Raw genomic sequence first — 19,736 nt, forward strand, 5'->3', positions numbered from 1 at the left:
CGAGAGGCAGTTTCGGATGGTCGGCACGCGCGAGAAGTTGGAGCAGTTGCGGGGCACCCTCGCGATCGCCGAGGAACCTGCCGGTGCGTCCGGCATCGCGAAACGACAGAACAAAGGCATCCCCAGTGCCCGCGAGCGGGTGCGATCGCTGCTCGACCCGGGAACGTTCGTCGAGATCGGCGCACTCGCGCGCACGCCGGGAGCGCCGGACGCGAAGTACGGCGACGGAGTGGTCACCGGGCACGGTCGCATCGACGGACGGCCGGTCGTAGTCATCGCGCACGACCAGACGGTCTACGGCGGCTCGGTCGGCGAGATGTTCGGCCGGAAGGTCGCCCACATCCTGAAGTTCGCCTTCGAGAAGGCGTGCCCGGTGGTGGCGATCAACGATTCCGGTGGCGCCCGGATCCAGGACGCGGTCACTTCGCTGGCCTGGTTCGCGCACATGAGCCGGCGCCAGGAACGGCTGTCCGGGTTCGTTCCGCAGGTCTCCATCATGCTCGGCAAGTGCGCCGCCGGTTCGGTGTACGGCCCGGTGAACACCGACGTGCTCGTCGCGACCGAGAACTCCTACATGTTCGTCACCGGACCCGAGGTGATCAAAACGGTGACCGGCGAGGACGTGACCGCGGAGGAGCTGGGCGGCGCCCACGTGCAGGCGCGCAACGGCACGATCCATCACGTGACCGCCACCGAGCAGGAGGCGTTCGACTGGGCCCGCAAATACCTGAGTTACCTGCCGTCGAGCTGCCTGGAGCAGGCTCCGATCGTGAACCCGGGCCTGGAACCCGAGAACACCGCCACCGATCTCGAGCTCGAGTCGATCATCCCGGACTCCGACCGCGAGGGATACGACATGCACGAGATCCTGCTGCGCATCTTCGACGACGGCGATTTCCACGAGATCCGTTCGGCCACCGCGGCGAATCTGATCACCGGCTTCACGCGGGTGGACGGCCGCAGCGTGGGTGTCGTCGCCAACCAGCCGCTGGTTCTCGGCGGCGCGGTCGACGCGAAATGCTCCGACAAGGCAACGCATTTCATCCGGCTGTGCAATGCCTTCGGCATTCCCTTGGTTTTCGTGGTCGACACTCCCGGCGTGCTCCCCGGCGTGGAGGAGGAGCGCAACGGTGTCATCGTCCGCGGCGGTCGGGTGTTCCGCGCGATCATCGAGGCGACCGTGCCCATCATCAACGTGGTGGTGCGCAAGTCCTACGGCGGCGCGTACGGCTTCATGGCATGCAAGCAACTCGGCGCCGACATCAGCTTCGCCTGGCCCACCGCCCGCATCGCGGTGATCGGTGCGGAGAGCGCGGTCGACATCGCGGGCAGGCGTCAGCTGTCGCAGGTGCCGGAGGAGCAGCGCGCGGCCGTACGAGAGTTCATGATCGACCAGTACAACGCTACCGTGGCGACTCCGTGGATCGCGGCGGAGCGTGGATACATCGACGCCGTCATCGAACCTTCCCGGACCCGGCTGGAAATACGGCACGCGCTGCAGCTCCTGCGGGAAAAAGAGGCGGCTGCCGAACACAACCCGCGCAAGCACAGCCTGTACCCGATGTAGTAGCGGTTTCCCTGCCGCCGGGCCGGGTATGCGCCCGGATGGGAACGAAGGTCCGCGGTCGGAGGAGTTGCGGGCATGGACTGGTTCACCGCATCCGAATATTGGTTGAGCAGGCAGCTGCTGACTCGCGGTGTCGCAGCCGTCTACCTGATCGGCTTCGTGGTCGCCGCCCGCCAATTCCGGGCGCTGATCGGGGAGCACGGCATGCTGCCCGTGCCGCGCTGGCTGGCCCGGCACTCCTTCCGGCGCACGCCGAGCATTTTCCATGTCCACTATTCCGACCGGTTCTTCGCCGTCGTGTCCTGGTTCGGTGCGGCGTTGGCCGCGGCGATGGTGGCCGGCGCCGCCGATCTGGTGCCGCTATGGGCAGCGATGCTGATGTGGGCGCTGTTGTGGGTGCTCTACCTGTCGATCGTCAACGTGGGGCAGGACTGGTACGCGTTCGGGTGGGAGTCACTACTGCTGGAATGCGGGTTCCTGGTGATCTTCCTCGGCAACGACCGCACCGCGCCGCCGGTGCTGGTGCTGTGGCTCGCCCGCTGGTTGCTGTTCCGGGTGGAGTTCGGCGCCGGACTGATCAAACTGCGCGGTGACCGGTGCTGGCGCGATCTGACCTGCCTGTATTACCACCACGAGACGCAGCCGATGCCGGGGCCGCTGAGCTGGTTCTTCCACCATTTGCCCAAGCCGCTGCACCGGGCGGAGGTACTGGGCAACCACTTCGCGCAGCTCGTCGTGCCCTTCGGGTTGTTCGCGCCGCAGCCGGTGGCGAGCATCGCCGCGGCCGTCATCGTCATCACCCAGCTGTGGCTGGTGCTGTCGGGCAATTTCGCCTGGCTGAACTGGCTGACGATCGTTCTCGCGTGCGGCGCCGTGAGCGGGTCCGCGGCCTCGGCGGTCCTCCCGGTGCCCGCAGCGCCGTCGCTGCCGGGACCGCCGGCGTGGTTCACCGGCCTGGTCATCGCGTTCGCCGCGTTGGTGGTTTTCCTCAGTTACCGTCCCGCCCGCAATCTGATCTCGAGTCATCAGGCCATGAACCGGTCTTTCGACCCCTATCACTTGGTCAACACCTACGGAGCCTTCGGCAGTATCGGCCGCACCCGTTACGAGGTGGTCGTGGAAGGCACCGACGAGCCGACCGTCACCGACCGGACGCGGTGGAAGGAATACGAGTTCAAGGGCAAGCCCGGTGATCCGCGCCGAATACCGCGCCAATGGGCCCCGTACCATCTGCGGCTGGACTGGCTCATGTGGTTCGCCGCCGCCTCACCGCGTTACGCGCAGTCGTGGCTGGGCGCCTTCTTGATACGACTGCTGGAAAACGACGCGGCCACGTTGCGACTGCTACGGAACAATCCGTTCCCGCAGGCCGCACCGCGCTTCGTCCGGGCGCAACTGTATCTCTACCGCTTCACCACACCTCGCGAATTGGCTCGCACCCGAGCGTGGTGGGACCGCACGCTGGTGACCCGATACGTTCCGCCCCTCTCACTGGACGACCTGTATTACGGCAGCCATTCCGGTCGGCAATGACGCGTTGGTCGGCTCCACCGCGGGCCGAGAATCCATGCCGGACAGCGGCTTGCGCTCGAAGCGCACGCCGCGGGTGGCATTCGCCACAACGGGCGTGGCGAAGATCGACAGAGAAACCGGGTATGCGCCCGAATGACGCAATCGACCGAAGGAGGATGTCATGTCCATCTCGGCCTCGCGCTTGCAGTATCGCGCCGCCCGACGCGGCGGCAGCGGCTATCCCGGCACGGAGCTTCCCGTCGAATGGACCATCGCGGCATGGGTTCTGGTGCTGACGGTGCTCACCATCGCGCTGGCGCTCCTGTAAGAACACCACCTCGGCCCCGGCTGGAGGGCCGCTTCACCGGAGCCGGAATCGAAGCATCGCATTGCATTCAGAAGGAGTTCGATCCGTTGGAGGAAATACTACGGCCGCTCATCGTGGTTCTCGGCACGGTGGCTATCACCGTGACGGCCGGTCTGCTGATCGATCGCTTACTGCGTTACAGCGCCCGCCGACGTCCGGGCAACCAGCTTCCCACCCTGTTGCGCCGGGTGCAGTTACCGATCCAGGTGCTGCTCGGCGCGATGGCCTTGCACGCCACCTACCCGTTGGCCCACCTGGATCTGCGCCAGGACGCGATGATCAGGACCGTCCTGGTGACGGCGGCGATCATGGCAGCGGCATGGAGCGTCATCCGCGCCGCCGACGCGGTCGCGGAGAACACCCTGCGCTCGTATGCCCGGCGCACCCAGGACATCACGCGGGTGCGGCAACTGCGCACCCAGCTCGGCCTGGTCCGCCGGATCGTCACCTCGGTCCTGGTGGTCACGACCGCCGCCGTCGTGATCCTGCTGCTGGTGCCGAGCCTGCGGACCCTGGGCACCTCGCTGCTGGCCTCGGCGGGGGTGATCGGCATCATCGCCGGTGTCGCCGCCCAGTCGACACTGAGCAACCTGATCGCCGGATTGCAGATCGCGTTCGGGGACTCGGTCAAGATCGGGGACACCGTTGTGGTGGAGGGAGAGTGGGGCATCGTAGAGGAGATCACCCTCGCGTTCCTCACCGTCCGGATCTGGGACGACCGCAGGCTGACCATGCCGGTCTCCTACTTCAACAACAAGCCGTACGAGAACTGGTCGCGTGGCGGGCCGCAGATCACCGGGACGGTTTTCCTGTACCTGGACCACAGCACACCGGTGCCGCTCTTGCGTGAGCACTTGCAGGAGTATTTGCGAACGCGCGCGGATTGGGACGGTCGCGACTGGGGTCTGCAGGTCACCGACAGCACGCCGACGAACATCGTGGTGCGCGCGACGATGTCGGCCGCCGACGCCGACGACGTGTGGAACCTGCGCTGCGCGGTCCGCGAGGAAATGCTCGACTGGCTCGGCCGCAACCACCCCTACGCCCTGCCGAAGATCTCCACCGCGATCACCGAGACCGCCACCGACCGTCATCTGGCGCTGGCGGGCGACCGCGGCGACTGAGGTTACTATCGAGTCTCCGTGTCGGTTCTTCGATGAGCTCGTCCGGCGCCTGCGTCTCGACGGCGCCGGACGCCCTCCTCGATATGGGCTGCGGCACAGGCCAACTCACCGTCCCGCTCGCGCGGCACATGGCCGACGCGGTGGGCATGTATCCCGAACCCACGATGCTCGTCGAAGCCGCCCGCCGTGCGGAAGCCGCCGGGGTTGCGAACGTCGCGTGGACGCGAGGCGGTTCGGCGGATCTACCAGCTGGGCTCGGCCGCTTCCGGCTGGTGACCATGGGCCGGTCGTTCCATCGGATGCTTCTCGGCGACCGGCGGCCGCTTTCGAACAGCTGGTCACCGACACATTGCTGGCGATCGACCCGGCGGACGTTTCATCGAACCGGTGACCCTGGAAGTGCTGACCGCGACCAGGCGCTGAGGCGAGTGCGCACTGTGGGAAGCCGGCGATCGGAGTGCGGTGCGCCGAGAGGTCAGCGGTTCGGAATGGTGTGCAGCATTACCCTGCTCAGCCGCCCGGATTGTATTCGCGCGGTGAGATAGGTGTGTTCCGGTTGGCGGCGGCGGTCGGTCGGCGAGCCGGGATTGAGCAAGCGCAACCCGCTGTCCGCGACGCTGTCCCACGGAATGTGGCTGTGGCCGAAGACGAGTACGTCGGTATCCGGGAAGTTCCGGGCGCAGCGTTCCTCCCGGCCCTTCGCGGGTCCGGTTTCGTGCACCACCGCCAGCCGGAGTCCGTCGAGTTCGGCACGGGCGACCTCGGGCAGTCGCGCACGCAGCTCCGGACCGTCATTGTTGCCGTAGACACCGACGAGGCGCGCGCTACGTGCCTCCAGGCGGTCCAGCAAGGCGGCCTCCACCCAGTCGCCCGCGTGCACGACCACGTCGGCGGCGTCGACCGCGCGCCAGAGCAACTCCGGCAGATCACGCGCACGCTCGGGCACGTGCGTGTCGGAGATGATGAGCAACCGCATGGTGACCGGTCTACCACGGTTGCGGCGGAGCGCCGATTGTCCCGGTCGTCCGACAGACGACGTGGCAGATCGCTGGTGTGATATCTATCACATCATCTCGGGCTGCCCGGTCGAGATTGGACCTCCGGTCGTGGGTATGCCGGGCGTGACGGTGACGCAGTACAGCGCACCGGTGCGACAGTTTCCATCGCGTTGTCCGGGAGGGCTTGTGTCTTCGATGCTTTCGTTTCTCATGCTCATGCTGATGCTGCCGGGGATGGCGACCGTCGCTGCGTATGTGACGGTGGCGATCAGTGTGTGGCTCGAGGAGCGTCGCGACGCCGCCGACCCCGCGGTCCGGGTCGAAGCGCGCCGCTCGTAGGCCGGGGCCGGTCCGAACGCAGGGCAGGCCTATCCGCGTCACCGGCGCAGCCAGCGCGTTATCGCCCGGCGGCGAGGTGTGGCCCTCCAATCGACACCGGTGGCGGTCGCGAAGGCGGCGGCGTCGGCGGAGGTGGTCGTCTTCGGATGATTCCGGGCCCATGCCGTGAAACGGGCGGTGAAGTCACCCTCGCACGCGTGCACCAGCAGCGGGAAACGGCGTGCCACCTCGCCGGCGCGCTTGCGCAACAGGGCCTCCGCCGCGGCGCCGACGGCCTCGGCATCGAATCCGGGCGGCACCGTGGCTCCCGCGACGAGCGCACGCACCAGCGCTGCTTGCCGCTGGGCCAGCGTCGCGTCGTCAGGCGGCCACGCCGGTCGGGACGCGGCGCTCACGCCAGTACCGTCCTGGCGCCCGCGGTGATCGGCGGGCGGTCGACGGCGGCCGCGATGGCGTCCAGCTCATCGAGCAATTCGGCCGCGCGCGGATAGTTGCCGTCGCGCTCCAGCATGATCGGCGCCGAACGATGCGCGGTGTATTCCGCCACGAGCGCGAGAACTTCGCCGGGAACCGGGTCGGTGTGCGTGTCGTGATAGCGGCCGCCGGATTCGTGCCCGCCCGCGACGTGGCAATACGCCACGCGTTCGGCGGGCAGGCGAAGGAGCTCGGCGAGCGGGTCGCGACCGCGGTTGCGGGCGTTCGCGTAGACGTTCGCGAGATCGAGCAGCAGCCATACCCCGGTGCGTTCGACGAGTTCGGACAGGAACTCCGCTTCGGTGTATTCGTCGTCGGGCCAGTCGAACAGCGTCGCGATGTTCTCCACCGCGAGCGGGACGTCGAGCGCCGCCTCGGTCCGGGCGATATTGCGGGTGAGTGCGTCCAGCGCTTCCCGGGTCCGCGGTACCGGTAGCAGGTGACCTGCCTCCAGGCCGCCCGCGCGGACGAAAGCGACATGCTCGCTCACCAGCGGAGCCGCCACCGCCGCCGCGCAGGCCGCCAAGTGCTCGACGCGATGGCCCGCGACCGGCTCCGCGCCGCCGAGCGACAGCGAGATGCCGTGCGGCACCACGGCGACGCCGCGCGCCCGCAGAGCGGCCAGTTCCTCGGGGACGGCGAGCTGCCCGGCGCGGCGGGGGTCCCGGGGTAACGACTCCGCGATGACCTCGCAGAATCCGAGCCCCGCCAAGGCGGCTATCACCCCGCAGATCTCGGGTCGCCAGCCGATACCGAGCGCGTCCGGTGGCAGCGGGCCGGGGCGCTCATCCACCGCATCCGCCGCATCCGCCGCCGCACCCGCCGCCACATCCGCCTCCGTCCCCGCCACTGTCCCCGCCGCCGTCGCCCCCGCTGTCCCCACCGCCCGACGCGCTCGGCGGCGCGACTGCCTGGGCAAGTCCGGGATCGAGCGCGACGAGCGCACCGATGCCGAAAACAGCTGCCGCGAGTGCCGCGCTCTCGGCGCCATAGGTCGCGTAGGAAGGCGAATTGCTCGGCCGCAGATGCCGATTGCGCTCCGACGCGCTGTCGCGGGCACGCACACCCAACGCGGTTAGCCGGGGCTTGCGCACCACCAACCAATAGCCGAGCGCCTGCGCGATCACCAGCACCACCAGCACCCCGACCGGGTTCCCATGCGAAGCGCCCGCGATGATCCGCACCACGCCGAGCGCGCCGGTGACGAGAAGCGGCATGCCCGCGTCACGCAGACCGTGGCGCATGCCGGGGCCGGGGAAGTACCCGAGGTCGACCATCCTCGTACGCAGCGCGTCGAGCGACCCGCCGGCGATCGCGCCGACGGTCTTGCGCTGCCCCGCCGCCAGCCCGTCGTACACCGACAGGGTGAACGGATCCAGCTGCCCACGCTCCTGCGCGGTGAGGGCGCGAACCGGCGCGGCGCCGGAATCAATCGCGTCGACGCCGCGCAACCGCGCCATCGCCGCGAGTACGGCGTTCTGGTCGCCGTAGAGCATTCCCAGCTCGGGTGAGGTCAGTTCCGCGCCCGGCGCGGCGGCCGTGTCGGTTTCCGGATCCGCGCCCGTCACCCGTGACCGCAGCCAGATCCCCACGAACAGGGCCACCAGCACGAGCGGTATATAGACGGCGAGGAACTGCGGCCCGGAAATACCCCAGGTATCACCGGCCGCGACAAGTCCGTCCGAGCCCACCCCGATCACCTTCATCTCCCACCTCGGAATCGGTCCAACCTGCTCCAAGTATCGGGCCGCCGCGGCTCACACGCCACAGCGAATCGCCGTGGCGCGCATCGGCAGCGGTTGTGACTCGACGGCCCGGCTCACTTCACGCGGCCGAGGCCGAGTTGCTCGCAGAGCATCAGGGCGACTTCGGTCTCCAGCCGATTCACCGTCAACGGATGACCGAGCACCTCTTCGGCCCTGCGTATCCGGTAGTGGACGGTGTTCTTGTGGACGTGCATGCGCGCCGCGGCGTCGGTGAGGCTGCCGCGGGCCTCCAGATACGTCTGCACCGTCTCGCGCAGACGAGCGGCGGTCTCGTCGTCGCGCATGAGATCGCCGAGCACCCGATGGACCCACGCTCTCGTGTCGGGCAGATGGTCGATGAGCAGGCTCGCCAGCGCCACCCGGGAGTGCACGGTCAGCGGACGAGCGGGATCGGCGAGCAACGCGAGGCCACGAGCGCGCTGGGCATCGCGGAAGGTCTGCCGGAAGCCTGCCAGTCCGGCGCCGGGATCGCCGATCGCGACGCGAATTCCCGGGTGGCGGCGCAGGTCTCGCTCGAGCCGGTCGGCATCCAGTGCAGGTTTGCCGACCGACGATATCCACGCCCAGCAGTTCTGCTCGTCGACCAGGACCGTCAGCGGGTGCTTGCCGGTCGCGGTGGCGAGTATCGAGGTTCCGGCGCGCAACAGCTCGATCGATGACGCGACGGGTTCGCGAACCCAGAGGACGGCGGCCATATGCCACCCCCGCAGCGAGGCGGACAACATCTCCTCCGCGGAGGCCACGTCGAGATTCTCGGTGTCGAGCACCGCGCGGATCTGGGCCGCGCGGGTGGTGTCCGAGCGCGCGTCCCAGCGGCGTCGTTCGCTCTCGTAGATGTCGATGACGCCTTCGATGACCTGGTCGATGTAGCTGTTGACCAGCACGGCGACCCGGCTGGTGGTCGCCAGGGCGAGGTCAGCGGGTGTCTCGGCGCGCCGGAGTACGGCGATGGTCTGCTGCATGAACATGTGTTCGCCGAGGCGGTAGGCACGCAGCAGGGCCTCCAGGGACATCCCGTGCTGGGCGAACCGGCGAGCGTACTCGGCGGCGGCGGGCGGCACGGTGATGTCGTCGCGCGAGATGCTCAACATGAGCATGTCGAGGATCGCGGTGAGGTTGGACGCGGTGCTGGCGATCATCAGCCGCCGCACTTCGTCGTCGTGGCGGAATTGCGGGATCACCTCGGTGAACATCGCGGTCATCTCGGCGGTCAGCCGGTCCAGATCGGCTTTGACGCGTCCGGCGACATCGCGGATGGTCGTGTCCACGTCAACGCTCATGCCGGGACCGTACCGGAACCGGTGCGGCGGCTCCGACGCATTCCGCTTTCTTTTGTGCCATCGGTACAAAGCCCGCCGAAAACTCTGGGATGCGGGCCCGTAGCCGGGTTCTCGCACCCGATCTAACTTGGACTGTAATCCCCGTCACCCCGAAGTAGGTGAGGACATAAGTGCAGCACGTTGTAGAAATTCCGGAGGTCAGGGCGACATGGAATCCGTCCGGCCCCTGTATTGCGGACGACCGCGAGCAACTCGACAATCAGGCTTTCGTGAAAAGGGTACGTACGGCCGCCGCCGTCCTGTACGCGAATGGCGTTCGTGAAGGCGACGTCGTCGCGGTCGTACTGTCGAATCGACTCGAATTCGTCGTCATTCTTTTCGCGGCATGGCGGCTGGGTGCCGCGGTCAGCCCCGTGAAGCCGGATTCGACCATCGAGGAGGTGCGTTATCAGGTCGAGGACTGCCGGGCGAAGGTGGTCGTGACCGAAGGTGGACGCGGAGGTGCGACGCTGGATGTGACCGAGGTGGCCGGGCTGGGCACCGAGGTCGCCGGGCCCGAACCGGCGCCGGTGGATCCCGGCGCCGCGGCGCTGATCATCTACACCAGTGGTACCACCGGGCAGCCGAAGGGCGTGGTGCTCGACCACGCCAATATCGCCGCCATGTGCGAGATGCTGCTCGCGGCATTGGCATTGAACGACACCGACCACAGCCTGCTGATCCTGCCGCTGTTCCACGTCAACGGGATCGTGGTCAGCGTCCTGTCGCCGCTGCTCGCCGGTGGCCGGGCCACCATCGCGGGCCGATTCTCGGCTTCGGCGTTCTTCGGCATCGTGGAACGTGTTCGCCCGACCTATTTTTCGGGCGTTCCCGCGATCTACGCGATGCTCGTCGCACAGCCGGAGAGTTCGGCGCCGGACACGTCGTCGTTGCGCCGTGCGATCTGCGGAGCCGCGCCGATGCCCGCGGAACTGATCGCGCGGTTCGAAACGCGTTTCGGTGTTCCGATCGTCGAAGGCTACGGACTGTCCGAGGGTACCTGCGCGTCGACGCTGAATCCGCCCGGCGGACCGCGGAAGCCGGGCACGGTCGGGCGGCCACTGCCAGGGCAGACCGTGGCGATCATGGATGCCGACGGTCGGGTCGTGCCCGCCGGGACGAGAGGGGAAGTGGTCATCCGGGGTGCGAACGTGATGCGAGGCTATCTCGGCCGACCCGAGGCGACCGCGCACACGGTGGTCGACGGCTGGCTGCATACCGGTGACGTCGGCTATTTCGACCCGGACGGATACCTGGTGCTGGTCGACCGGATCAAGGACATGATCATCCGGGGTGGCGAGAACATCTATCCCAAGGAGATCGAGAACGTCCTGCACGCCCATCCCGCCGTTCTGGAAGCCGCGGTGGTGGGAGCGCCCGATCCGGTCCTCGGCGAGGTCCCGGTCGCCCATGTGGTGACGATGCCCGGCGCGCGGGTCGATGCCGCGGATCTCGTAGAGCACTGCCGGAGAAGTCTCGCCCGCGCGAAGGTTCCGGTGTCGATCGAACTCACCGAAGCGCTGCCGCGGAATCCGGTCGGCAAAATCGACAAACGAAAGCTCCGCGCGCTGGTCGCCGACGCGATCGCCACCACCGCATAGGAACAGTCCGCTCGGCGGTGAGCGGAAAATTCATGATCCGAACCGCATTCGGCCGGGTCCTTGCATGCGCTTTATTCATCGGATAAGAAAGGTCCGAACAATGGGATTCAAAACAGCGGATTTCCCGCCCGTCGACGTGACGACTTTCCTCGATCAGCCGTTGCGGGAGCGGATGAGAACTTTGGCCCTGCATTGGGTCGAATTCGGTTTCGGCTCGCCGAGGATGATTCACACGATCTATCTGCTCAAGGTTCTGCTGGTCTCGGCGCTGGGCGGCGTCGCCGTGGCGACCTGGAGTTCCGGCGTCGGCCCGTTCTGGGATGTCGCGGCCTGGTGGAACGAGCCGATCGTCTACCAGAAGTTGGTGCTGTGGACCGTCTTGATCGAGGCGCTCGGTATCGCCGGGTCGTGGGGGCCGCTCGCGGGCAAGTTCAAGCCGATGACCGGCGGAATCATGTTCTACGCCCGCCCCGGCTCGATTCGCCTGCGGCCGTGGCGACGGGTGCCGTTCACCGGCGGTGACACCCGCACGTTGGCAGATGTGCTGCTGTATCTGGCGTTCCTCGGGACGCTCCTGGCGGCGATCGTGCTGCCGGGCGTGCCGAGCGCCTCGCTCAGCGCGGCGCTGCCGGACAACACCTCCGGCCTGGTGAATCCCGCGCTGCTCGTCGCTCCGATCGTGCTGTACGTACTGTGCGGCTTGCGGGACAAGACGATCTTCTTGACCGCGCGCGGCGAGCAGTACCTGCCCGCACTGGTGTTCTTCGCGGTGCTGCCGTTCGTCGACATGATCATCGCCGCCAAGTTGCTGATCTGCGCGGTCTGGATCGGAGCGGGCGTGTCCAAGTTCGGGCAGCACTTCACCAACGTGGTACCGCCGATGATCTCCAACAGCCCGGGCGTGCCCGCGAAGTGGATCAAGCGGCTGCACTACCGTGACTTCCCCAGGGACATCCGGCCGTCGAAGGTCGCCTCGTTCATGGCCCATGTCGGAGGCACGACCGTCGAGATCGTCACGCCGCTGGTGTTGCTGTTCTCCACCAACCACTGGCTGACCCTGGCCGGAGTGGTGCTGATGGTGGTCTTCCACGCATTCATCACCTCGACGTTCCCGCTGGCGGTGCCGTTGGAGTGGAACGTCCTGTTCGCCTACCTGAGCATCTTCCTGTTCCTGGGCTTCCCCAACGGGGGCGGCTACGGTCTGGGCGACATCTCCTCGCCGTGGCTGGCCGTGGCCATCGTCGCGGCACTGGTGTTCTTCCCGATCCTCGGTAATCTGCGCCCCGATCTGGTGTCGTTCCTGCCATCGATGCGCCAGTACGCGGGCAACTGGGCCTCGGCCCTGTGGGCCTTCGCGCCCGGTGCGGAGGAGAAGCTGAACACCATCGCGCACCGGCCCACCGTGAACCAGATCGACCAGCTGCGTGCGATGGGTTACCCGCCCGAGGTCGCGGAGATCACCATGCAACAGACGATCGCGTGGCGCTCGATGCACAGCCAAGGCCGCGGCCTGTTCTCCCTGCTGTACTCCCACATTCCCGACATCGATCGCTGGACCGTACGGGAAGCGGAATTCGGCTGCAACTCGCTGATCGGGTTCAACTTCGGCGATGGTCACCTGCACAATCTGGACCTGATCGAGGCCGTGCAGTCCCGAGTGGGATTCGCTCCGGGAGAATGGATCGTGGTGTGGGTGGAATCGCAGCCGATCCACCGCGGCGTCCAGGAGTATCAGGTCATCGACGCGGCGCTCGGCGTCGTCGAACGCGGCACCTGGCGAGTGCGCGACGCGGTCGAGGCGCAGCCGTGGCTGCCGGACGGCCCGATCCCGCTCGAGGTGACGTGGCGGCGCGCGGGCTACACCGTGCCGACGCCACTGGAGGAATCGACTCGGGTGCTCGCGCCGCAGACGGTCGGCTGACGGTCGGCCACGAGGGACGGAGGGCGACATGAGCAGCGCAGTCGTGGTCGGCGGCGGCCCCAACGGTTTGGCCGCGGCCATCACCTTGGCCCGAGCCGGTTGGGACGTCACCGTGCTGGAGGCCGCCGACGAGATCGGGGGCGGCACTCGCACCGGTGAGGCGATCGTGCCCGGTCTGCTGCACGACCACTGCTCGGCCATCCACCCGATGGCCGTCGGCTCTCCATTCCTGCGCGGTCTCGACCTGGAGCGCTACGGATTGACCTGGGCGTGGCCGGAGATCGACTGTGCCCATCCGCTCGATGACGGCACCGCGGGCGTGCTGCTGCGCTCGGTCGCGGAGACCGCGGCCGGGCTCGGCGGTGACGGCCGAGTGTGGCGACTGCTGTTCGAGCGGACGTCGGCGGGCTACGACCGGATGAGCCCCGACATCATGCGGCCACTGCTGCGCGTGCCGCGCCACCCGATGCGGCTGGCGCGGTTCGGGATTCCTGCTGTGGTCCCGGCCACGCTGCTCGCCGGACTGTTCCGCACCGAGCAGGCGAGGGGGTTGTTCGGCGGCGTCGCCGCGCATGCCTTTCATCCGCTGCATCGGCCGCTCAGTGCGAGCATCGGCCTGGGCATCCTCACCGCGGGCCACGCCTACGGTTGGGCGGTCGCCGCGGGTGGATCGCAACGGATCACCGACGCCATGGCGGCGGCCCTCGGCGACCTCGGCGGAAAGATCGAAACGGGCGTGCGGGTGCGGTCGGTGTCCGATCTGCCGCCGGCGGAATTGACCATGTGGGACCTGGCGCCGACCGCTGTCGCGGAGATCCTCGGCGACCGCCTGCCGTCTCGAATCCGGAAGTCGTACCAGAAGTTTCGTTACGGCCCTGGTGCCTGCAAAGTCGACTTCGCGGTGCACGGCGGCGTGCCGTGGACGGCGGAGGCGGCGCGCCGGGCGGGGACGGTGCACCTCGGCGGCACGTTCGCCGAGATCGCCGCCACCGAACGCGAGATCCATCGCGGTCGCATGCCCGAACGGCCTTTCGTACTGGTGGGGCAGCAATATCTCGCCGATCCGCAACGTTCGGCGGGCGACGTCCATCCGATCTGGGCATACGCCCATGTCCCGCACGGCTATCCCGGCGACGCCACGGCGGAGATCACCGCCCAGATCGAACGCTTCGCCCCCGGTTTTCGCGACCGCATAGTCGGAACCAGCGTGCGCAGCGCGGTGGAATTCGCCGAATACAACCCCAACTATGTGGGCGGCAACATCATGACCGGCGCGAAGGACATCACACAGCTGCTGTTCGGTCCGCGTAGGACTCTGCAGCCCTACGACGTAGGCGTGCCGGGTCACTACCTGTGCTCCGCGGCCACACCGCCGGGCCCGGGGGCGCACGGGATGTGCGGCGTGAATGCCGCGCAGCGGGCGCTCCGGCGAGAGGCGCGGCAAGAAGAGCTGTCGTAGGCGTGGCCATCGTCTCGATCCTCGCCTTCGCCTGACGCTGCCGCGGCGACACCACCGGCTGGTCCGGGGTGACCAGCCGGTTTCCCGTGGGATCACCCGGGCAATCGGTCACCATGGATGCGGAGAACACCAATGCAGCAGACACGTCGTCGAGCGGCGCACAGCGTTTCGGCCGAGTCACGGCGGATGATCTACGCAGGTTGCTGGCCACCGGCCAACCGGACGCGTACCTGGTCCTCGAGGAAGGGCAGATCAGAATCGAAGGTGCCTTCGGGTCCGAGCCGCAAGGAATGCTCATCCTGTCGCGGGCCGAACTGGCCGCCCGGATCGGAGAGGATCCGGACGCCGCCGCGCTGACCGAGACCGCGGCCGAGCTGGAAACCGAAGTTCGTCTCCGGGGTGCCTGAAACGTCGGCGGCCCGCTCGGCTGGCGATGGGATCTGCCGGAAAACGCTTTGCACGGTCACCTGCCGGATGGCCACGATATCGGTATGAGCATCGAACCGTGCTCGGCCCTCGCACCGGGCGTCGTGCCACCGGAACGGGTCGCACTGGACGACCTGCTGTTACGGCGATGGCAGCCGGAGGATCTGCTGCCGCGACTCGAGGCGATCAACGCCTCGTTCGACGAGATCCACCCCTGGATGGACTGGCTCGCCGAACCGGCGACACTGGAGAGTCAACGCGCTTTCGGCCGGGAGACGGACGAGAGCTGGCCCAGCGCCGCAGGCAGTTTCAACTTCGGCATCTTCGCCGCCGACGGCAGCGTGCTCGGCGCGGTCGGTCTGCACGATCGGCTCGGCTCGCGAGCCGTGGAGATCGGCTACTGGTGTCACACCGCGCACTCCGGCCAGGGGGTGATCACTCGCAGCGCAGCTGCTTTGACCCGTATCGCATTGGCACTGCCGGGCGTCGATCGTGTGGAGATCCACTGTGACGAGGCGAATGTCCGCAGTGCCGCGGTAGCCCGGCGGCTCGGCTACCGGCTGGACCGGATCGAGCCACGCGAAAAACGTGCGCCCGCGGAGTCGGGCCGTGGAATGTGCTGGGTCAAGGAGCGATGATCAACCGCCGGTTCGCTCAGCCGGTGGCAACCGAGGCGGCGACGGGCCCGGCGGGTTCGTGGACATCCGAGCCGAGGTCGGGTGCGTAGAGCCCGGCGATTTCGGTGGCGTATTTCTCGGCGATCACCCGGCGCTCGAGTTTCATCGTGAGGGTGACTTCGTCGCCGCCCGCTTCCCAGAAGGTGGGCAAGACACGGCCGCGTTGTGCTGGAAGGCGGCGGGGAGCGTGTCGAAGCGGGGCGTGCTCACGAGAGGGATTCCCTCGGGTCGGACGGCGCATGCTGCGGGCGGACCGTGCTGAGTGGAGATGCGATGGGCGACCTGGAGCCGTCGTGACCGGCATACGGCGACGGTGTCGCGCGCGCTTCGACCCTGCGCAACAGGTCGTGCACGCGGCTGTCGTGAGCGAGTGCGCTGTCGAGCACGACATTGACCGCCCCGCGCAGCAGCGCGTAGGGCTCCCACCCTGCCGGTGCGATGGTGCGCGCGGCGCGACGCTCGATGCCGTCCGCGATGGTTCCGGCCGCTTGCGCCGCCGAGATTCGCGTGTTCAACGGCCACGGCAGCAGGTCGTCCAGCTCACGGCCGAGTTCGTCGTGATCGAGAGTGTCGTGCGTCATCCGGGTGTCGACGATGCCGAAATAGGCGATGCCCGCCGAAGCGCCGAAGGGCGCCAGTTCCACACGCAACGCCCGACCCAGCTGTTCGACCGCGGCTTTGCTGATCATGTACGGGGCTCCCGCCATGCCGGGAGCGAACGCCGCGCACGACGACACCACGACCACATGACCTTCGGCGGCGACGACGTGGTCGAGCGCCGGGCGCACGGTGTTGAACACACCGGTGAGGTTGATGTCCATCACCCGGTCGAAGTCCGGCCCGTCGAGCGTGCGCACCGTCGCCGGGCGGGGCACCACGCCCGCATTGGCCACCACCACGTCCAAGCGTCCGAAATGGTCGGCGGCCCGGTCGATGACCGCCCGCATCGCCGAGCGGTCGGCGACGTCGGCGGCGATGGCGAGGGTTCGGTCGCCCAATGCGGCGGCTGCCGCGTCGACCGCGTCCCGGTCGAGATCCACCAGCACGACCGAGGCCTGCTTGCGGTGCAGTAGCGCCGCCAGTTCGCCGCCGATGCCGCGCCCCGCGCCGGTGATCAGCACGACCTTGCCCGCGACCGAATACCCGCGCCGCCCCCTGGCGATCCGGAGCATGTCGCCGATCATCGGATCACCTCGTAGGCAGCGGTGTCGAATCGGCTGGTGCGCTGCCGGTATTCGAAGCTCCAGTTCGGGTAGAGACCGGCATTGAGCCCGTCCGGCGTCTGGTAGTAGCTCTGGCATCCGCCCGTGAGCCATACCGTCGACGAACTACGGCGAGCCATCTCCGCGACGAAATCGGCCTGCGCTGCCGGTCGCACCTCGATCCGGCGTGTTCCGCGGGAGCGCGCGTCGCGCAATGCGTCGACGATGTAGGCGATCTGGGATTCGATCATGTAGATCGCGGACTGGTTACCGGCGGCGCCGAACGGACCGAGCGTGCAGAAGAAATTGGGGAACCCGGACAGCGCGACACCGAGATAGCTTTGCGGTCGTTCCCGATAAAGCTGCGCCAGCGTTCGCCCGTCGCGCCCGACGTAGCGCTCGTAGGCGGTCGGAATCGAGGTGAAACCGGTTCCGAAGATGAGGGTATCCACCGCGTGCTCACTGCCGTCGCGCAGCAGAATCGAGTGCGGCCGGATCTCGGCGATCGGCTGGGTGACCACGTCGACGTTCGGCTGGTCGAGTGCCGGTAGGTAGGTGTCGGAGAAGATCGCTCGTTTGCAGCCGATGACGTAGTCGGGGGTGAGCTTTTTGCGCAGGTCCCGGTCGCGGACCTGCCGCAGCAATTGCAGTCGGCCCAGCGCTTCGTACGGGTGCCGGAAGCGCTGATCGACCAGCGAGATGAGCCCGAAGGTCTCGATCGCCGCGTAGAACCCGCCGCGAATCGCCTGCTGCGCCAACGGGATACGGCGCAGCAGCCGTCGCTCGAGTTCGAGGGTGCGGCGATCCATGCGCGGGACGATCCAGGGGGCCGATCGCTGGAACAGCAGCAGCTGGGCCACCTTCGGCTGGATCTCCGGCACGAACTGCACCGCCGAGGCGCCGGTGCCGATCACCGCGACCCGCTCGCCGGTGAGATCGTGGTCGTGGTTCCAGTGCAGCGAATGGAAGGACGTGCCCGCGAAGGAATCGATGCCGGGCAGCCGGGGATACTTCGCCTCCGCGAAGAGCCCGGTGGCCGAGAGCAGGAAGTCCGCGGTCAGGGTGCCGCGCGAGGTCTCGATCCGCCAGAGCGAACCTTGCTCGTCCCACCGGGCGTCGAGCAGTTCGGCACCGAACCGGATGTGGCGGACGACGTCGTGCTCGATGGCCACCGAGCGGATGTAGTCGAGGATTTCGCGCTGCCGCCCATAGGTGCGCGACCACTCCGGATTGGGCGCGAAGGAATAGCTGTAGAGGTGGGACGGCACATCGCAGGCACAACCGGGATAGGTGTTGGCCCGCCAGGTGCCGCCGAGGTCGTCGGCGCGTTCGAGGACCACCAGATCGTCGAATCCGGCCTCGCGCAGTTTGATCGCCAGGCCGATGCCGCCCAGACCCGCGCCGACGATCGCGATAGGGGTGTGCTCGATCGGATCGGAGGTCACCGGCGCTTCCTTCCGTGCAGGACCGCGATGAGCAGGTCGACGACCGTGTCCACGCGGTGGTCGCGCCGGAACGAGGTGAGCGGCAATGGAGACGGGAAACGCTGGCGCGTGGTGGCTTTGGCGTAGGTGAATTCCTTCAGCCCGTCCGGCCCGTGCACGCGGCCGAATCCGGAGGCGCCGACGCCGCCGAGCGGCAGCGCGGGGATGGTGGCGTGCGCGACGAACGCGTTGATGGAGGTGCCGCCCGCCCGGATGCGGTCGGCGATGTCGCGCCCGTTGCGGCGGGCGAACACGGTGCCGCCCAGCCCGTAGGCGCAGCGGTTGACCAACTCGACGGCCTCGTCCATGTCCCTGACCTTGGTGACCGTCAGGGTGGGACCGAAGGTCTCCTCCGTCACCGCGGGCGCGTCCTCGGGGACGTCGACGAGGATGGTCGGCTGGACGAACTGGCGATCGATGGCATCCGGGCCGCCGAGCACCGCCCGGGCGCCACGTGCGACGGCGTCCTCGATGTGGCGGCGAATGATCGACAGTTGCTTCGGCATGGTGATCGGGCCGATCTTCGAATCCGCCCTCCCGGCGTCGATCTGTCCCGCCGCCGCAACCAGCTCGTCGAGGAAGTCGTCGTAGACGTCGGCGTGGACGTAGACGCGCTCCACCGCCAGACAGGTCTGCCCCGCGTTGGACAACCCGCCCCACACCGCCGCGTCGGCGGCGGCGGAGAGGTCGGCATCGACGTCGACGATCAACGCGTCCTTGCCGCCGCACTCCATCAGCACCGGCGTGAGGTTCTCCGCGCACGCCGCGAGGACGAGTTTGCCGGTGGCCGTGGATCCGGTGAACCCGATTTTGCCGACGCCGCTGCGGCACAGAGCGTTTCCGGTGTCGCCGAGCCCGGTGATCACTTGCAGCACCGGCTCGGCGGGCATGGTGCGTGCGAACGCCTCCGCGAGCCACAGCCCGACGCCGGGGGTGTACTCGCTGGGTTTGAACACCACCGCGTTCCCGGCGGCCAGCGCGAAGGAGATGGAGCCGAGCGGAGTGAAGACCGGGTAGTTCCACGGTCCGATCACCCCGACCACGCCGAGGGGAAGGTATTCGACCGTGGCCGCGTGGTTGAGCGTCAGCATGCTCGACGGCACGGAGCGACGGCCGAGCACTTTCCCGGCGTTGCGGGCCGCCCATCGCAGGTGTTCGAGGGCCATCGCGATCTCGAGTTTGGCGTCAGAGACCGGCTTGCCCATTTCCCGGTGGATGATCTGGGCCAGTTCGTCACGGCCGGTGGCGATCTCGGCGCGCCAGGCGTCCAGATGCCGAGCGCGTCCGGCGAAGCCCAGATCGCGCCACCAGGCCGCGGCCTCGTAGGCGGCGGCGACGGCGGTGTCCACGGCGTGGCGGTCGTGGACCGGGTAGGTTCCGACCACCTCGCCGGTGGCCGGATCGTGCACGTCGAAGGTCGACACGACCGACGGTGCGTGGTTGTTTGTGGAGACGCTCATCGGGTCGTCTCCCTCGATCGGCAACGCATAGACAACGCTG

20 protein-coding genes are annotated in these 19,736 nt (G+C 68.0%); 11 read left to right on the forward strand and 9 right to left on the reverse strand.

Going from position 1 to position 19,736, the window contains the following annotated elements; translation table 11 throughout:
- The first annotated feature begins 16 nt into the window (after positions 1–16).
- From ACWEO7_RS26400 to ACWEO7_RS26420, 5 genes are all read left to right on the forward strand, one after another.
- Positions 17–1,567, forward strand: a complete 1,551-nt coding sequence (locus ACWEO7_RS26400; protein ID WP_452427039.1) for an acyl-CoA carboxylase subunit beta — start codon at positions 17–19, stop codon at positions 1,565–1,567.
- Between the two features lie 75 nt (positions 1,568–1,642).
- Positions 1,643–3,100 carry a lipase maturation factor family protein gene (locus ACWEO7_RS26405; RefSeq protein WP_452427041.1) on the forward strand — a complete coding sequence of 486 codons (1,458 nt, stop codon included), beginning with the start codon at positions 1,643–1,645 and terminating at the stop codon, positions 3,098–3,100.
- A gap of 160 nt (positions 3,101–3,260) precedes the next feature.
- Positions 3,261–3,407: a hypothetical protein gene (locus tag ACWEO7_RS26410; RefSeq protein ID WP_452427043.1), complete on the forward strand. Its 147-nt coding sequence runs from the start codon at positions 3,261–3,263 to the stop codon at positions 3,405–3,407.
- Between the two features lie 86 nt (positions 3,408–3,493).
- On the forward strand, positions 3,494–4,570 hold the full coding sequence (locus tag ACWEO7_RS26415; RefSeq protein ID WP_452427045.1) for a mechanosensitive ion channel family protein: 1,077 nt from the start codon (positions 3,494–3,496) through the stop codon (positions 4,568–4,570).
- A 32-nt stretch (positions 4,571–4,602) separates the two neighbouring features.
- Positions 4,603–5,115: a methyltransferase domain-containing protein gene (locus tag ACWEO7_RS26420; RefSeq protein ID WP_452427047.1), complete on the forward strand. Its 513-nt coding sequence runs from the start codon at positions 4,603–4,605 to the stop codon at positions 5,113–5,115.
- Here the strand turns inward: ACWEO7_RS26420 and ACWEO7_RS26425 are convergent.
- Complete coding sequence (locus ACWEO7_RS26425; RefSeq protein ID WP_452427049.1) at positions 5,046–5,546, reverse strand: metallophosphoesterase family protein; 501 nt, start codon at positions 5,544–5,546, stop codon at positions 5,046–5,048. The two genes, ACWEO7_RS26420 and ACWEO7_RS26425, sit on opposite strands and share 70 nt — an antisense overlap.
- A 208-nt stretch (positions 5,547–5,754) precedes the next feature.
- On the opposite strand from ACWEO7_RS26425, the gene ACWEO7_RS26430 reads away from it, so the two are divergent.
- Entirely contained in the window at positions 5,755–5,907 is a 153-nt protein-coding gene (locus tag ACWEO7_RS26430) for a hypothetical protein (RefSeq protein ID WP_355075386.1), read from the forward strand.
- 38 nt (positions 5,908–5,945) lie between these two features.
- Here the strand turns inward: ACWEO7_RS26430 and ACWEO7_RS26435 are convergent, their stop codons facing one another.
- The 4 genes from ACWEO7_RS26435 to ACWEO7_RS26450 all read right to left on the reverse strand — a co-directional run bounded on the left by ACWEO7_RS26435 (position 5,946) and on the right by ACWEO7_RS26450 (position 9,427).
- Positions 5,946–6,302 (reverse strand): hypothetical protein, encoded by a 357-nt coding sequence (locus ACWEO7_RS26435; protein WP_452427051.1) that lies wholly within the window; start codon positions 6,300–6,302, stop codon positions 5,946–5,948.
- A complete protein-coding gene (locus ACWEO7_RS26440; protein ID WP_452427052.1) occupies positions 6,299–7,174 on the reverse strand; it encodes a DUF692 domain-containing protein in 876 nt (291 codons plus the stop codon). The genes ACWEO7_RS26435 and ACWEO7_RS26440 overlap by 4 nt, the downstream gene beginning before the upstream one ends.
- Complete coding sequence (locus ACWEO7_RS26445) at positions 7,167–8,087, reverse strand: TIGR04222 domain-containing membrane protein (protein WP_452427053.1); 921 nt, start codon at positions 8,085–8,087, stop codon at positions 7,167–7,169. Before ACWEO7_RS26445 ends, ACWEO7_RS26440 begins: the two co-directional genes overlap by 8 nt.
- Positions 8,088–8,200: 113 nt before the next feature.
- Entirely contained in the window at positions 8,201–9,427 is a 1,227-nt protein-coding gene (locus ACWEO7_RS26450; RefSeq protein ID WP_452427055.1) for a PucR family transcriptional regulator, read from the reverse strand.
- 170 nt (positions 9,428–9,597) lie between these two features.
- On the opposite strand from ACWEO7_RS26450, the gene ACWEO7_RS26455 reads away from it, so the two are divergent.
- From ACWEO7_RS26455 to ACWEO7_RS26475, 5 genes are all read left to right on the forward strand, one after another.
- Entirely contained in the window at positions 9,598–11,067 is a 1,470-nt protein-coding gene (locus ACWEO7_RS26455; protein WP_452427056.1) for a class I adenylate-forming enzyme family protein, read from the forward strand.
- Between the two features lie 100 nt (positions 11,068–11,167).
- Complete coding sequence (locus ACWEO7_RS26460; protein WP_452427058.1) at positions 11,168–12,988, forward strand: DUF3556 domain-containing protein; 1,821 nt, start codon at positions 11,168–11,170, stop codon at positions 12,986–12,988.
- A gap of 28 nt (positions 12,989–13,016) precedes the next feature.
- Positions 13,017–14,447, forward strand: coding sequence for a phytoene desaturase family protein (locus ACWEO7_RS26465; RefSeq protein WP_452427060.1), 1,431 nt, complete (start codon positions 13,017–13,019; stop codon positions 14,445–14,447).
- A gap of 113 nt (positions 14,448–14,560) precedes the next feature.
- Complete coding sequence (locus tag ACWEO7_RS26470; protein ID WP_452427062.1) at positions 14,561–14,854, forward strand: hypothetical protein; 294 nt, start codon at positions 14,561–14,563, stop codon at positions 14,852–14,854.
- Positions 14,855–14,938: 84 nt separating this feature from the next.
- Positions 14,939–15,511 carry a GNAT family N-acetyltransferase gene (locus ACWEO7_RS26475; protein WP_452427064.1) on the forward strand — a complete coding sequence of 191 codons (573 nt, stop codon included), beginning with the start codon at positions 14,939–14,941 and terminating at the stop codon, positions 15,509–15,511.
- Between the two features lie 16 nt (positions 15,512–15,527).
- Here the strand turns inward: ACWEO7_RS26475 and ACWEO7_RS26480 are convergent, their stop codons facing one another.
- From ACWEO7_RS26480 to ACWEO7_RS26495, 4 genes are read right to left on the reverse strand one after another with little or no spacing between them, the layout of a single operon-like run.
- Positions 15,528–15,701 (reverse strand): hypothetical protein, encoded by a 174-nt coding sequence (locus ACWEO7_RS26480; protein WP_452427066.1) that lies wholly within the window; start codon positions 15,699–15,701, stop codon positions 15,528–15,530.
- A 55-nt stretch (positions 15,702–15,756) separates the two neighbouring features.
- Positions 15,757–16,734: a short-chain dehydrogenase/reductase gene (locus ACWEO7_RS26485; RefSeq protein WP_452427068.1), complete on the reverse strand. Its 978-nt coding sequence runs from the start codon at positions 16,732–16,734 to the stop codon at positions 15,757–15,759.
- On the reverse strand, positions 16,731–18,197 hold the full coding sequence (locus tag ACWEO7_RS26490; protein ID WP_452427070.1) for a flavin-containing monooxygenase: 1,467 nt from the start codon (positions 18,195–18,197) through the stop codon (positions 16,731–16,733). Before ACWEO7_RS26490 ends, ACWEO7_RS26485 begins: the two co-directional genes overlap by 4 nt.
- Positions 18,194–19,696, reverse strand: a complete 1,503-nt coding sequence (locus ACWEO7_RS26495; RefSeq protein ID WP_452427072.1) for an aldehyde dehydrogenase family protein — start codon at positions 19,694–19,696, stop codon at positions 18,194–18,196. Before ACWEO7_RS26495 ends, ACWEO7_RS26490 begins: the two co-directional genes overlap by 4 nt.
- Between the last annotated feature and the right edge of the window lie 40 nt (positions 19,697–19,736).

The organism is Nocardia sp. NPDC004260 (assembly GCF_053603155.1).

Coding starts and splice junctions, on each gene's coding strand:
- ACWEO7_RS26400 (WP_452427039.1), top strand. CDS start 17: ATGGTCGGCACGCGCGAGAAGTTGGAGCAGTTGCGGGGCACCCTCGCG.
- ACWEO7_RS26405 (WP_452427041.1), top strand. CDS start 1,643: ATGGACTGGTTCACCGCATCCGAATATTGGTTGAGCAGGCAGCTGCTG.
- ACWEO7_RS26410 (WP_452427043.1), top strand. CDS start 3,261: ATGTCCATCTCGGCCTCGCGCTTGCAGTATCGCGCCGCCCGACGCGGC.
- ACWEO7_RS26420 (WP_452427047.1), top strand. CDS start 4,603: ATGAGCTCGTCCGGCGCCTGCGTCTCGACGGCGCCGGACGCCCTCCTC.
- ACWEO7_RS26425 (WP_452427049.1), bottom strand. CDS start 5,546: ATGCGGTTGCTCATCATCTCCGACACGCACGTGCCCGAGCGTGCGCGT.
- ACWEO7_RS26445 (WP_452427053.1), bottom strand. CDS start 8,087: ATGAAGGTGATCGGGGTGGGCTCGGACGGACTTGTCGCGGCCGGTGAT.
- ACWEO7_RS26450 (WP_452427055.1), bottom strand. CDS start 9,427: ATGAGCGTTGACGTGGACACGACCATCCGCGATGTCGCCGGACGCGTC.
- ACWEO7_RS26460 (WP_452427058.1), top strand. CDS start 11,168: ATGGGATTCAAAACAGCGGATTTCCCGCCCGTCGACGTGACGACTTTC.
- ACWEO7_RS26465 (WP_452427060.1), top strand. CDS start 13,017: ATGAGCAGCGCAGTCGTGGTCGGCGGCGGCCCCAACGGTTTGGCCGCG.
- ACWEO7_RS26470 (WP_452427062.1), top strand. CDS start 14,561: ATGGATGCGGAGAACACCAATGCAGCAGACACGTCGTCGAGCGGCGCA.
- ACWEO7_RS26475 (WP_452427064.1), top strand. CDS start 14,939: ATGAGCATCGAACCGTGCTCGGCCCTCGCACCGGGCGTCGTGCCACCG.
- ACWEO7_RS26485 (WP_452427068.1), bottom strand. CDS start 16,734: ATGATCGGCGACATGCTCCGGATCGCCAGGGGGCGGCGCGGGTATTCG.
- ACWEO7_RS26495 (WP_452427072.1), bottom strand. CDS start 19,696: ATGAGCGTCTCCACAAACAACCACGCACCGTCGGTCGTGTCGACCTTC.